Origin of the sequence: Streptomyces sp. SYP-A7185, from assembly GCF_046103685.1 — a bacterium.
Classification (GTDB): domain Bacteria; phylum Actinomycetota; class Actinomycetes; order Streptomycetales; family Streptomycetaceae; genus Streptomyces.
In genome coordinates this window covers 670,382-683,033 of sequence record NZ_CP122310.1, presented here as the reverse complement: position 1 = coordinate 683,033, position 12,652 = coordinate 670,382, and the positions used below count along the sequence as shown (strand labels likewise).

Sequence of the window (12,652 nt, the reverse complement as noted above, 5' to 3'; positions counted from 1 at the left end):
GGCCCTTCCGGCCTGCCTTGCGTTCCCCGGCCCGGCGACGCCCTCCGGGCATCAATAGGCCCCTTGCCCCTGGACCACCGCGCGCAGCGTCTTCCACAAGATCACCGTGTCCAGGGCGAGCGACCAGTCCTCCACGTACCGCAGGTCGAGGCGGACCGCTTCCTCCCACGGCAGGTCGCTGCGCCCGCTGATCTGCCACAGGCCGGTGAGCCCGGGCTTGACCAGGAGCCGCCGCCGGATGTCCGGGCCGTAGGCGGCGGACTCCTCCGGCAGCGGTGGCCGCGGGCCGACGAGCGACATCGAGCCCGTGAGCACGTTGAAGAGCTGCGGGAGTTCGTCGATCGAGTACCGGCGCAGCACCGCACCCACCCGGGTCACCCGCGGGTCCCGGCGCAGTTTGAACAGCAGGCCCGCGCCTTCGTTGCGGTCGGCCAGCTCCGCGCGGGCCCCGTCCGCTCCGGTGACCATGGTGCGGAACTTGAAGATGGTGAACTCGTGGCCGTCCTTGCCGACTCTGCGCTGGCGATACAGCGCCCCGCCCCGGCTGTCCACCAGGACGAGCAGTCCGACGAGCACCATCAGCGGCGCGAACAGCAGCAGCAGGACCGCCGCGCCCAGTCGGTCGACGATTCCCTTGACCACCCGGCGGCCGCCGGTGAACGTCGGCATGCTGACGCGCAGCAGCGGGATCCCCATCACCGCGTCGACGTGCAGCCGCGGTCCTGCCACCTCCATCAGCACCGGGGCCACGACCATCTCGGCCTCGCTGCCTTCGAGGTTCCAGGCAAGGCGCTGCAAGCGGTCGGGTGACCAGTGCGGATCGGGTGTGACGGCGACGACGCGATAGCCGTCGCGGCGGACGTGGTTGGCCACGTCCGTCAGCTGGCCCACGACCGGCACCCCGTCCAGATGGTCGCCCTCCGGTCCGCGCCCGTCGGGTGTGCACACCGCCTCGACCCGCCAGCCGAGGTGGGAGAACTTGCGGGTCCGGGCGATCAGGTCGCGCACGGTGGCCGGGCTCCCGGCGGCGAGCACCGGGCGCAGGCACCGGCCTTCCGTGCGCTGTCGGTGCAGCCACAGCCGCAGCAGGTACCGCTCGGTCATGGTGACGATCGCGATCGCCGGGATCGCGACGAAGATCCAGAGTTTGATGTTGCGCGAGGTGAGCGCGATCCCGCCGAGCGAGAGGACGACGGCCGCCGTGAACAGCGAGCGTCCCAGGCGCCGGAACTCCTCGGCGCCCTGGCCCAGTACGGCCGGAGCCCAGGCCCGGCTCAGTGCGAGTGCTCCCAGCACCAGCAGTTCGGTGCCGAAGGCGAGGATGCGCCACTTCTCGTGCCAGTTGGCCGCGTCCCGTACTCCGAAGAAGCCGCCGATCGCCGCGACCACGAAGGCGGTGACCACGGTGTCACTGGTGATGACGGTACGACGGTAGCGCTGCTCCCAATCGATCGGTGGCCGGCTGATTGCCCCGTTCCCCGGACGCCCGCCCGCCGGTGGAAACGGGCTGACTAATTCCCCCTGCTGCACGGACCCCCCCAGGTCGCCAGTGGGCTCGACATGTTTGCTCCACACGGTTCCTCCCCCCGGGAGGCACCGCCCCCCGCCCTGTTGCTCCCCCGGGAGGCCCCCGCCCCCCGCGCCACGCGGTCATTCCCCGGCAGACTCCGACCCCAGCGGAGACGTCCGGTCATTGCAGCGCTACTTCAACACCCCACCCAAGCGGCAGCGACGCGCACGTCCTGCCGGTCCTTCGAAATGCACGGTGAACCCGACGAATCCCTGGGTGTTCCCCAACACCCACGGACCTTGCTCGGGCCCCAAAAAACCGATCACCCCCAAGATCGGCACGGGGACGCCGATACCGGCTGTCCACGGCGCCAGACCCATAGATCATCTTTTGTCGCCTGGTGTCCACATGTGAAGCACGGTCAATCTAGACCATTGGCGCCGGTCTGAAGAGGGGATGTGTGAGATTTGTGCTCAAGCTTTGAAGCACGTTCAACTGGCGGCCTTTGCACATGGGTGGCCGGAACCGGGGGATACACCGTGTGACCTGTGACGACCGGAGTTTTCCACTCCGCGATGACCGCCAACATTGCTGCTCCCAGGGGGAGTTGGTAAAGATCGTGGCGGAAATGTTTAACCCCTCCCGGAGCGGGATCGGTGACGGTGGGAGGGGTGTGGTCCGCGGGGCCCCGGCCCGGATGGGACGCCGATCGAGCCAATGGCCGAGGGCCGCCGGACGGCGGGATCGGACACCCCGTCAAGAGCAGGATGAGACACCCCGTCAAGAGTCCGAATCGGCCTTCGGGTCTCCCGCCCGCCCACGGGGGCGAGCGTGAGGTGCGCACCCCCACCCCCATCCACTGGCGCAAGGCGTGTCACTCGTGTGAGGGCGAGCGGCCGTTTCGCGTGGTCGCGAGCGCGGTGACGGGACAAGATCACTTGGCGCCCGGAGCGCAGACCCCCCGCCGACCGCCCCCGGAGGTGCACCCTCGTGGTCCTCGTCATCGTCGTCGCCGCACTCGCCCTGCTCATCGGAGTCGCGGCCAACCGATTCCTGCGGCCCCGGCTGCTCAGCGAAGACGACGACAGCGGCATGGCCGTCAAGGACCTCGTGGGGCCCCTGCTCACCCTCACCGTGCTGCTGCTGGCCTTCGTGCTGGTCACCGCCAACGGCTCCTACGGCAAGGCCGAGGTCGCCTCCCGCGGCGAGGCCCGCGCTCTGGACCAGCTGGTGTAAACCGCCGAGTACGCGCCCGAGGCCGCGCGGGCTCGGATCCAGGCCGACGCCGTCTGCTACGCACGTGCCGTCCGCGCCAAGGAATGGCCCGCGATGGCCGACGGCAACGGCTCCGCGGCGCCCAGCGTGTGGTCCACGGATCTGCGGCGCGGCTTCCGCGAGGTGGAGGGAAAGCCGGTGTTCGGCATGCTGGTCGCCGCCGACCACAAGCGCTCCGACGAACGCGAGGAACGCCTCACCCAGGCGACCGCCAGCATCCCGAGCGCCATCTTCTGGTTCCTGCTCGCCACCCTGGTCATCACCGTGGTGGCCCTCGGCATCTGCATGCCCCGCAGGAACAACCGCGGCCAGCTGATCACCCTCACCGTGATCACCGCGCTGCTCACCACCACGCTGTGCATCATCCGCGACGTCGACCGCCCCTTCGGCGGCATGATCGACGTCAAGCCCACGGCCATCACCGAAACCGAACGGCAGGCGACCCGCGACTTCCTCGCCCACCACTCGGCGGCCGAGCTGCCCTGCACCGCGGACGGCGCCCGTCGCGCCACCTGACGTCTCCTGGCGCGGTCGGCTACCAGCGCACCCGCAGTTCTCGCAGGCCGCGCATGAGGCTGGGGCGCCACCGCGGTGTGCCGTCGCCGTCGAAGGCCAGGTCGGGGAAGCGGTCCAGCAGCGCGCCCAGCGCCAAGGTCGCCTCCAGGCGGGCCAGCGGGGCGCCCAGGCAGTGGTGCAGGCCGTGCCCGAAGGCGAGATGGGCGCGGGTGGTGGCCGGATCACGGTGCACGTCGAAGCGGTCGGGGGCGGGGAAGCGTGCGGGGTCGCGGTTGGCGGCGGCGATGGAGAGCACCACGCGTGCGCCCGCCGGTATCCGGACGCCGCCGAGGGTGAGCGCTTCGGCGGCGTAGCGGTACGTGCCCGCCGGCGCCGGGGATTCCAGGCGCAGCGTCTCTTCCACGGCGCCCTTGAGCAGCGCGGGGTCGGCGCGCAGGGCGGCGAGTTGCGCGGGGTGGCCGAGCAGCAGCTGCACGGCGTTCGCGATGAGGTTGACGGTCGTCTCGTGCCCCGCGACGAGCAGCAGGAAGGCCATGCCGAGCAGCTCCTCCGGGGTGAGCCGGTCGGCGCCGTCGCCGTCGTGGCTGCGGACCAAGGCGTGCAGCAGGTCGCTCTCCGGCGCCTCTCGCAGCTGCCGCTTCTCCTCCGCGAGCCCCGCCAGATACACGGCCATCTCCTGTGAGGCGCGCAGGGACTGCTCGGGGTCGTCGAGGGCGACGACCTTGGTGGACCACACCCGAAAGGCGGCCCGGTCCGCCTCCGGCACGCCGAGCAGCTCGCAGATGATGGTGAGCGGCAGCGGATAGGCGTACGCGCTGACCAGATCGGCACGGCCGTCATCGGCCACGGCGTCCAGGAGCGCGTCGGCCGCTTCCTGGACGCGGGGCCGCAGCGCCTGGACGCGGCGGGCGGTGAACTCCCGGGCCACCAGCGTCCGCAGGCGGGTGTGGTCGGGCGGGTCGACCTGGAGCATGTTGCGGCCCACGGCGTACAGCCCGTCGTCCTCGAAGTCGGCGGAGTGCCGTACGTCGTTGCGCAGTCGGGGGTCGGCGAACGCGGCACGGACCTCCTCGTGCCCGATCACCAGCCACGACTCGTCCCCGGTGGGGAATCGCACGTGATGGACGGGCCCGCGGGGGCGCAGCGCGGTGAAGGCGGAGTAGGGATCACCGATGAAGTCCGCGGTGAGATCGGCGAGTTGGACGGTGGGTTGCTGCGTGCGCATGGGTGACTCCGGGAAAGAAGTGGGGAACACTCCCCGTTTACGTGTCAGGGGTGACCGTAACATGAACCGGGGAGGGCTCCCCGGTTTGGGTGGCTCCGTCGATCGATCGGAGGGTGGCCGCCGGCGCACGTGAGCACGTGAGCACGTGAGGATGCGAGGGCGCGCGAGCAGGCGAGCATGCGGGCGCACGAGGCCTGCGTGACGGCGCCGCGTGCGCCGTCACGGGGGCTTGTCCGCCTTAAGGTGAATATGTGTCAGATTCATCCGGCAGGGATCAGCCGCACTCACCCACCGCCGAGGAGCGCCACGCCACCTGGCTGGAACTCTTCTTCGACCTGATCGTCGTGACCGGCACGGCACAGCTCGCGCACGTGCTGCACGGCGAGCCGACCCTGGCCGACGTCGGGCTGTTCACCCTTCTCTACCTGGCGTTCTGGACGATCTGGATGTGCTTCACGGTCTACGGCAACGTCGCCGGCGACCGGGCACGCACCTGGACGATGCTGATCGGCATGCTGGGCATGGCCGTCCTGGCCGCGTCGGTCACCGGCGTCCACGAGGGCGAGCACCAGCAGGCGTTCGCCCTCACCTACGTGGTGCTGCGCTTCGTGGCGAGCGGGGCCTGGCGGCGCCGCCAGGAGATGCTGGTGGACTGGCCCGTCGCGCAGTTCTCCGCGGGCGTGACGCCCTGGATCGTCTCCATCTGGATCGACGGGCCGGCGCGCTACTGGCTGTGGGCGGCGGGTCTGGCCATCGACCTGTGGGCCACGCTCAGCATGTCCGCCGCCAGTCTTCAGGAGAACGCCGAGGCGCGCCGCACCGCGGTCAAGCGCCGTGCCGAACAGCGGGGCGGCCTCAGCGACAAGGACAGCGAGCGGCTCAACTTCACCCTTGCCCACATCGACCCGGTCCACCTGGGCGAGCGGCTCGGCCTGTTCACCATCATCGTGCTCGGCGAGAGCGTCGCCCAACTCGTGACCGTGGGCTCCGGCGCGGGCTGGGACCACACGCTGCGGGGACTGGGACTCGCCGGCTTCCTGCTGCTCGTGTCCATCTGGCGGCTGTCGCTCGTGCACGGGTACGGCGGGGTGCCGAACCTGCGCGAGTCCGCCGTCCCGCCCCGGCTCGTGCTGCTCTTGCACTGCGTCACCAACGGCGCGCTGACCGCCCTGGCCGCGGGCCTCGGCGCGGCGATGGAGCATCGGCACGGCGATTTGCCGCAGAACGTGCGCTGGGTGCTGGGCGGCAGCTTCGCCGCGTACGTCGTCATCGCCGCGATCTCCGCGGTCGTGTCGCGCCGGGCGGCGAACAGTGCGCCCGACTGGAGAGGACTGCTCGGCCATCTGCTGCCGCCGCTCCTGCTGGCACTGGCGATCGGAGCCTTCGGGGGCGGGCTGCCCGCGGTCGCGGTGGTGTGGCTGCTGGTCGCGGGGGCGGGCTGGGGCCTGCTGGGGTACGTGACGGGGTTGCGGCCGAAGAGGGCCGCGCGGAGCGCGTGAGCACGCGGGCCGGGGACTGGTGTCGATAGCCTCCCCCGGATGATGGTGGGCACTGAGAACACGAGACTGATCGTCGTGCGGGGCAACAGCGCTTCGGGCAAGTCGTCCGTCGCGGCCGGTGTCCGGGAGCGGTTCGGCCGCGGCCTGGCCTGGGTGGAGCAGGATCACCTGCGCCGGATCGTCCTGCGCGAGCGCGACCGGCCCGGCGCGGCGAACATCGGCCTGATCGATGCCACTGCCCGCTACGCGCTGGACGCCGGGTATCACGTTCTGGTCGAGGGGATCCTGTACGCCGACCACTACGGTGAGATGCTCGCCCGGCTGCGCGCCGACCACCGGGGTCCGTCCCACGGTTACTACCTTCACGTGCCCTTCGAGCAGACCCTCGCCCGCCATGCCACCAAGCCGATCGCGCACGAGGTCGACGAGCGGCAGTTGAGGGAGTGGTACCGGGACCTCGATCTGCTGCCCGGCGGCCTGGAGACCGTCGTCGAAGCCGGCAGCTCGCTCGCCGAGACGGTCGACCGGGTCATGCGCGACACCGGACTGGCGGACCTCCCCGCGAGGGAGAACTGACCGGGCCCCGCCCCTGGCGGTGCGGGGCCCCGCCGCCGCGTAAATGCGGATGACCTTGGACCGCCCCGCGGCTACGGTAGAGCTCGTTCAGGTGCGCAGGCTGCGGTTCCTTCTCCTGTCAAGAGAGCAACGCGGGTTCGAATCCCGTCGCCGGCTTGTGGCCGGTGTCGTCCAGCGGCCAAGGACGCTATTGTCCGCCGCCGATGGAGATCTCTGAACACCCGACGCGAGCCGTCCGCCCGGAAACCCGGACGGGCGGCTCCCGTCGTCGGCGGGGCATGCGGCGGGGCACCGACGGGACGTCGAACGGGGCCACCGAGGGCCGGTGGAGGGTTACCGTGTGCGCCAGTGACAGTGATCTGCTCTGCATCGGAGACGGCGTTGAAGGAACGGCTGGTCGGGCAGCGTCCGACGTTGGAGGACGTGGCGCGGCGGGCCGGGGTGTCGAAGTCCACGGTGTCGCGGGTGATCAACGGTGAGCCGCGGGTGCGGGCGGCGGTCGCCGAACGCATCCGGGAAGCCGTGGCGGAGCTCGGCTACGTGCCGAACCAGGCCGCCAGACGGCTGGTCACCCGCCGCAACAACGCGGTCGCCGTGGTGGTCACCGAACCGCAGAACCGCCTCTTCGTGGACCCCTACTTCGACTGCCATCTCCGCGGCATCCGCCAAGAGCTCGTGCGGCACGGGGTGCAGCCGGTCCTTCTCTTCATCGAGGAGCAGGACGACTATCCGCGTGTCAGCAATTTCCTGGGCGGCGGTCACGTCGACGGCGCGCTGCTGTTCTCCCTGCGTGCGGACGACCCGCTGCCGGGCATGGTGGAGCAGATGGGGCTGCCCGCCGTCTTCGGCGGACGCCCGGGTCTCGGCGCCGGACATCGCAGCGACGTCTACACGTACGTCGACGCCGACAACCGCGGCGGCGCCCGGGAAGCCGTTCGCCACCTCGTCGCGCTGGGCCGCCGCCGTATCGCGACGATCACGGGCCCGCTCAACCAGCCGTCCGCGATCGACCGCCTCGACGGCTACCGCGACGTTCTGCTCGACGCCCCGCCCCGACTGCTCGCCGAAGGTGACTTCACGCTGCGGGGAGGCGCCGATGCCATGGCCCGGCTCCTTGCTCAGGCACCGGATCTGGACGCGGTGTTCGTCGCCTCGGACCTGATGGCTTCGGGCGCCTTGCGCACGCTGCGGGAGCACGGGCGCACCGTGCCGGAGGACGTGGCCGTCGTCGGTTTCGACGACCTCACGCCCCTCGCCGAGACCACGGACCCGCCGCTGACGACCGTGCACCAGGACATCGAGGAGATGGGCCGGCTGATGGCGCGGCTCCTGTGTGACCGGACGGCGCACCCGCCGCTCGACGCGGACGACACTCGCTCCTTGCCCTCCGTGGTCACGCCCACGCGCCTGGTCCTACGGAAGTCGGCCTGAGTCCCGGCTCCCGTGCGGCGTCCAGACCCCGCTGCCGGGGCGGCCGGGATACGCGGCCGCGAGATGGCCACGCAAGGCGGCCAGGCAGGGGTGGGGGTTGTCGGCACGCCAGACCAGGGAGTGCGGGTAGAGCGGGGTCGGGTCCTTGAGGGGGATGCGGCGCAGGTCGTGCCCGGCGGGCCACACCAGCGGCGTCTGCTCGCTGACGAAGGTGGCCAGGGTCGTGGAGGCGGCGATGGTGTCGAGGAGGGGCTCGATGCCGAAGTCCGGGCCGACCGCGTCGATGGTGATGCCGAAGGCGGCACCGAGCGCGTCGTAGTAGGCGGCCCATTCGGTGCCGGGCAGATTGCCGGGCATCCAGATGCGCCGTCCGGCGAGCTGGGCAGGGGTGAGCGAGGGGGCGTCGGCGAACTCGTGCCGTGCTCCGGTGAACAGGTGCAGGGGCTCGTCGAAGACGGCGGTGGCCTCCACGCCCCGGGGGAGTTCCCGGCCCGGCAGGGTCACGGCACGGAACGTGGCGTCGATCGTCCCGTCCCGGACCGCGGCGAGGGCCGCGTCGGAGTCGAACAACGTCAGGACGTCCAGCTCGACCTCGGGGTGTGCGCGATGGAAGCCGCGCAGCAGCCCGGACAGGGACAGCTGGCGGCCGATCACGTCGACGCGCAGAGCCCGGTGCCCGGGCCGTACGGAGGCGATGGCGCGCTCGGCGGAGTCGAGGAAGGCGCGGGCGTGGGGCAGAAAAGCCTGGCCGTCGATGGTGGGCCGCGCGCCGCGGGCATCCCGGGCGAAGAGCCGCACACCCAGTTCCTTCTCCAGCGAGGCGACGCGCTTGGACACGGCCTGCGGTGTGATCCCCAGATCGGTGGCGGCCTCCTGGAACTGGCCCGCGTCCACGACGGCGACGAAGGTGCGCACGGCCATGACATCCATGCGGCTCATCCTAGGTGGACAACCAATGGTTGCTTCCGGGTGCCCTGTCCGTTGTTTGATTCCCGCGTGGGCCGATCGCTTTGATGAGGGAAGCCAACTCCTGGTTGTTCAGCCGTCGCGCTGCGGCGGACGCCTGCCACCTGACGGCTCCGCCCCGCGCGCCCCACCACGAGGAATTTCCATGCCCGATCAGAACCGTCTCTACGTCCGCACGCCCGAGTTCGCGCGGGTGGCCGAGCGCATCGAGCACGTCACCACACTCACGTCACGGCTCAACGTGCTGCCCTTCGACGACAAGGCCGCCCGCGCGGATCTGCTGGCCGAGATCTTCGGACGGCCGCTCCCGGACTCCGCCACCCTCTACCCGCCCTTCTACACCGATCACGGGCTCCGCACCGAGTTCGGGCAGCACGTCTTCGTCAACCAGGGCTGCACCTTCCTGGACCAAGGCGGTATCCGCCTGGGAAACGGGGTTCTGATCGGCCCCAAGACCAACCTGTTCTCCTCCGACCACCCGCTCCCGGCCGCCGAGCGCAGCGCCTTCATCACCCGGGCACCCGTCACCATCGAGGACAACGCCTGGCTCGGCGCGGCGGTGACCGTTCTGCCCGGCGTCACGATCGGGCGGGGTGCGGTGGTCGGCGCCGGGACCGTCGTCACGAAGGACGTGCCGCCCGACACGCTGGTCACCGGGCCGGCGGCGTCCGTGCGCAAGCAGTGGCAGGAGGGCACGGGCGGCCAGGAGACACGCTGAGCTCGCCGCCCTCCGCGCGCGCGACTGCGTCTACGCGCGCCCGGACAGGCCGTGGCGGGCGGCCAGCCGTTCCATCAGGGCCGCGCTGCGGGCCAGCAACTCCCGCTCGTCTTCGCTGAGTTCGGCCTCGATGGCCAGGGCGAGCCAGCCGGCCCTGCGGCCGCGCTCCGCTTCCAGCGCGGCCCGGCCGGCGTCCGACAGCTCGACCAGGGACTTGCGGCCATCCGTGGGGTGAGCCCTGCGGGTGACCAGGCACTGCTCCAAAAGGAGGCCCACCGCGCGGGCCATCGACTGCGGGCGCACGCGCTGATCCGTGGCGAGGTCACTGGTGGTCATGGCGCCGTCGCGGTCCAGTACGCCGAGCACGGCGACCTGCCCGTGCGGAATGTGGTCCTCGAGCTTCACGCGCCGGGAGAGCTTGCCCATCGCGGTACGGAGTTCGGTGGCGACGGCGGCGGCTTCCGGGGTGGGCATAGGGCACTTTACCCCGGAAGCGCCGCTGTGCAGCAGAACTGCGCAGCGCGACTGAACAGCGGAACTGAACAGCAATGCTGTACAGTTTCGTCGCGTCGGGCCGAGCGCCAGCGCTGCCGCAGCCGGGCCCGGCAAGCGACAACGGGAAGGAACTCCCATGCCCGCAACCACAGTTGAGCCGACCGCCATTCGCGATGTCACCGCCCGCGCCGTCCTCGACAGCCGCGGAAATCCCACCGTCGAGGTCGACGTCGTCCTCGCCGACGGATCCCTGGGCCGTGCCGCCGTCCCCTCGGGCGCGTCCACCGGAGCCCGTGAAGCGGTGGAGCTGCGGGACGGCGACCCCCGGCGCTGGCACGGCAAGGGGGTCGACGGGGCCGTGGCCCACGTGCGGGGCGAGATGGCGCAGGCCGTCACCGGGCGCGACGCCGACGACCAGGCCGGCCTCGACGCCGCGCTCGCGGCCCTGGACGGCACGCCCACCAAGGCGCGGCTCGGCGCCAACGCCTTGCTCGGGGTCTCCCTCGCCGCCGCGAAGGCCGCTGCCGCCTCGCACCGGCAGCCGCTGTACCGCTACCTCGGCGGGGCCGACGCACGCGTCCTTCCGGTGCCCATGATGAACATCGTCAACGGCGGCGCCCACGCCGACAATCCGCTGGACTTCCAGGAGTTCATGATCGCGCCGGTGGGTGCCGGAACCTTCGCGGAAGCCGTCCGGATGGGCTCCGAGGTCTTCCACACGCTCCGCCGCGACCTGCTGACCGCCGGCCACTCCACCGGCGTCGGCGACGAGGGCGGCTTCGCACCCGCGCTCCGTACCGCCGAGGAGGCGCTCGACTTCGTCATGGCGGCGATCGAACGGGCCGGATACCGGCCCGGCACGGACATCGGCCTCGTCATGGACCCGGCGTCGTCGGAGTTCTACCGGGACGGCGCCTACGTGTACACCGGGGAGGGAGTCCGGCGTACGTCCGCCGAACAGGTCGACTACTTCGCCCGGCTGATCGACGCCTACCCGATCGTCTCGGTGGAGGACCCCATGGCCGAGGACGACCTCGACGGATGGCGCGAACTGACGGCACGGATCGGCGGCAGATGCCAGTTGACCGGGGACGACGTGTTCTGCACCAATGAGGCCCTGGTGCGGGACGGCATTCGTACGGGGGTGGGGAACGCGGTCCTGGTCAAGGTCAACCAGATCGGGACGCTCACCGAAGCCCTCGGCACGGTGAACGCCGCGCGCCGGGCCGGATGGGCGGCGGTCATCTCGCACCGCTCCGGGGAGACGGAGGACACGACCATCGCGGACCTGGCCGTCGCCACGGGATGCGGGCAGATCAAGACCGGATCGCTGTCCCGGTCGGATCGCACCGCCAAGTACAACCAACTCATGCGCATCGAGCAGGAGTTGGGCGAGTCGGCGAGGTATGGACACGCCGCCGCATAAGTCCGGGCCCACTGCCGTGGCACACCAAGTCCCCCGTCACGACGAGGACCCGTAGCGCGTGGCGAGGGCGGTGGCGCGCCGGTGCAAGGACGCGCGCAGGGACTGCGGGGTCAGGGCCTCGGCCTCGGTGCCGAGCTGCCACACGGCCCACTCGGCGTGCCGCGCGTCCTGGAAGGTCACCTCGAGGCGCAGCCAGCCGTCGGCGTCCGGTTCTTCCGCGCGGACGGCCAGCGCCGTGCCCATCAACTCCTCACGCCGGGCCGGGCTGACCCGCATCAGGACGGTGAGGTGATCGCTGCCGTCGAGGAACCGCGCGGAGCGTTCACGCCAGATCCGGTCCAGATCGACGCGCTGGGGCCGCTGCGCCGGCTCGGCCAGTTCCTCGGCGGCCTGCATCCGTGACAGCCGGTAGGTGCGGTCCTCTCCGGCTCGCGTGGCCAGCAGATACGCCCGGTCGCGTACGGTGACCAGCCCGACGGGATCCACCGTGCGCCACCGCGGCGCCTCGCCCGTGGCCGCGTAATGGATGCGCAGTTTGTGTCCGCAGAGCACCGCGCGCCTGACTTCGGTCATGGTGGCGTCGGCCACCTGCTCGGTGACCAGCCGGCGGGAGAGCAGATCGCTCTCGGGGTCGATCAGGAAGCGCTGGGCCGCGTCGCCCACGGTGGTCCGGTGGCCGTCGGGCAGGGCGTCGACCACCTTGCGGAGGGCCGAGGCGAGCGCGGGGCCGAGCCCGAAGATCTGCTCGCCGCGCCCCGGCCCCGCGGTCAGCACGGCGAGCGCCTCCTCGTGGTTCAGGCCGGTGAGCTCGGTGCGGAAACCGGGCAGCAGCGCGAAGCCGCCGTGCCGTCCGCGCTCGGCGTGGACCGGGACGCCGGCCGCGGACAGGGCCTCGATGTCGCGGAGCACCGTGCGGGTGGACACCTCCAGTTCGCGGGCCAGCGTGTCCGCGGTCAGCCGACCGCGCTGGCGCAGCAGCAACACGAGAGAGACCAGCCGGTCGGCGCGCATGCCG

Annotated in this window: 12 protein-coding genes; 7 read left to right on the top strand and 5 right to left on the bottom strand. The window is 71.4% G+C overall.

The genetic code is table 11. From position 1 onward, the window contains the following. Window positions 1-51: 51 nt before the first annotated feature. On the bottom strand, window positions 52-1,530 hold the full coding sequence (locus QBL25_RS02880; protein WP_409062529.1) for a sugar transferase: 1,479 nt from the start codon (window positions 1,528-1,530) through the stop codon (window positions 52-54). A gap of 970 nt (window positions 1,531-2,500) precedes the next feature. Here QBL25_RS02880 and QBL25_RS02875 point away from each other — a divergent pair. Further along, window positions 2,501-2,746, top strand: a complete 246-nt coding sequence (locus QBL25_RS02875) for a hypothetical protein (protein WP_409055357.1) — start codon at window positions 2,501-2,503, stop codon at window positions 2,744-2,746. A gap of 93 nt (window positions 2,747-2,839) precedes the next feature. Further along, window positions 2,840-3,301: a hypothetical protein gene (locus QBL25_RS02870; protein ID WP_409055356.1), complete on the top strand. Its 462-nt coding sequence runs from the start codon at window positions 2,840-2,842 to the stop codon at window positions 3,299-3,301. A 19-nt stretch (window positions 3,302-3,320) separates the two neighbouring features. Here the strand turns inward: QBL25_RS02870 and QBL25_RS02865 are convergent, their stop codons facing one another. Further along, window positions 3,321-4,526 (bottom strand): cytochrome P450 family protein, encoded by a 1,206-nt coding sequence (locus tag QBL25_RS02865; protein ID WP_409055355.1) that lies wholly within the window; start codon window positions 4,524-4,526, stop codon window positions 3,321-3,323. A gap of 251 nt (window positions 4,527-4,777) precedes the next feature. On the opposite strand from QBL25_RS02865, the gene QBL25_RS02860 reads away from it, so the two are divergent. The 3 genes from QBL25_RS02860 to QBL25_RS02850 all read left to right on the top strand — a co-directional run bounded on the left by QBL25_RS02860 (window position 4,778) and on the right by QBL25_RS02850 (window position 8,032). Beyond that, window positions 4,778-6,025, top strand: coding sequence for a low temperature requirement protein A (locus tag QBL25_RS02860; protein WP_409055354.1), 1,248 nt, complete (start codon window positions 4,778-4,780; stop codon window positions 6,023-6,025). 42 nt (window positions 6,026-6,067) lie between these two features. Next, window positions 6,068-6,601: a kinase gene (locus QBL25_RS02855; RefSeq protein WP_409062528.1), complete on the top strand. Its 534-nt coding sequence runs from the start codon at window positions 6,068-6,070 to the stop codon at window positions 6,599-6,601. 381 nt (window positions 6,602-6,982) lie between these two features. Then, window positions 6,983-8,032, top strand: a complete 1,050-nt coding sequence (locus QBL25_RS02850; protein WP_409055353.1) for a LacI family DNA-binding transcriptional regulator — start codon at window positions 6,983-6,985, stop codon at window positions 8,030-8,032. Here the strand turns inward: QBL25_RS02850 and QBL25_RS02845 are convergent. After that, the gene (locus tag QBL25_RS02845; protein ID WP_409055352.1) at window positions 8,015-8,962 is read right to left on the bottom strand and encodes a LysR family transcriptional regulator; all 948 of its coding nucleotides are present in this window, start codon (window positions 8,960-8,962) and stop codon (window positions 8,015-8,017) included. The two genes, QBL25_RS02850 and QBL25_RS02845, sit on opposite strands and share 18 nt — an antisense overlap. Window positions 8,963-9,143: 181 nt before the next feature. On the opposite strand from QBL25_RS02845, the gene QBL25_RS02840 reads away from it, so the two are divergent. Continuing rightward, window positions 9,144-9,716, top strand: coding sequence for a sugar O-acetyltransferase (locus QBL25_RS02840; protein WP_409055351.1), 573 nt, complete (start codon window positions 9,144-9,146; stop codon window positions 9,714-9,716). A gap of 30 nt (window positions 9,717-9,746) precedes the next feature. Here QBL25_RS02840 and QBL25_RS02835 read toward each other — a convergent pair whose 3' ends face one another. Beyond that, the gene (locus tag QBL25_RS02835) at window positions 9,747-10,190 is read right to left on the bottom strand and encodes a MarR family winged helix-turn-helix transcriptional regulator (RefSeq protein WP_409055350.1); all 444 of its coding nucleotides are present in this window, start codon (window positions 10,188-10,190) and stop codon (window positions 9,747-9,749) included. A gap of 157 nt (window positions 10,191-10,347) precedes the next feature. Here QBL25_RS02835 and eno point away from each other — a divergent pair, with 157 nt between their 5' ends. Next, window positions 10,348-11,637 carry a phosphopyruvate hydratase gene (eno, locus tag QBL25_RS02830; protein ID WP_409055349.1) on the top strand — a complete coding sequence of 430 codons (1,290 nt, stop codon included), beginning with the start codon at window positions 10,348-10,350 and terminating at the stop codon, window positions 11,635-11,637. A gap of 36 nt (window positions 11,638-11,673) precedes the next feature. On the opposite strand, the gene QBL25_RS02825 is transcribed toward eno, so the two are convergent. Beyond that, window positions 11,674-12,648, bottom strand: a complete 975-nt coding sequence (locus QBL25_RS02825) for a helix-turn-helix transcriptional regulator (RefSeq protein WP_409055348.1) — start codon at window positions 12,646-12,648, stop codon at window positions 11,674-11,676. Window positions 12,649-12,652: the final 4 nt, after the last annotated feature.

Bases quoted from the DNA above. Each gene is read 5' to 3' on its own strand.
- QBL25_RS02870 (WP_409055356.1), top strand. From the start codon at position 2,840: ATGGCCGACGGCAACGGCTCCGCGGCGCCCAGCGTGTGGTCCACGGAT.
- QBL25_RS02865 (WP_409055355.1), bottom strand. From the start codon at position 4,526: ATGCGCACGCAGCAACCCACCGTCCAACTCGCCGATCTCACCGCGGAC.
- QBL25_RS02855 (WP_409062528.1), top strand. From the start codon at position 6,068: ATGGTGGGCACTGAGAACACGAGACTGATCGTCGTGCGGGGCAACAGC.
- QBL25_RS02845 (WP_409055352.1), bottom strand. From the start codon at position 8,962: ATGGATGTCATGGCCGTGCGCACCTTCGTCGCCGTCGTGGACGCGGGC.
- QBL25_RS02840 (WP_409055351.1), top strand. From the start codon at position 9,144: ATGCCCGATCAGAACCGTCTCTACGTCCGCACGCCCGAGTTCGCGCGG.
- QBL25_RS02835 (WP_409055350.1), bottom strand. From the start codon at position 10,190: ATGCCCACCCCGGAAGCCGCCGCCGTCGCCACCGAACTCCGTACCGCG.
- eno (WP_409055349.1), top strand. From the start codon at position 10,348: ATGCCCGCAACCACAGTTGAGCCGACCGCCATTCGCGATGTCACCGCC.
- QBL25_RS02825 (WP_409055348.1), bottom strand. From the start codon at position 12,648: ATGCGCGCCGACCGGCTGGTCTCTCTCGTGTTGCTGCTGCGCCAGCGC.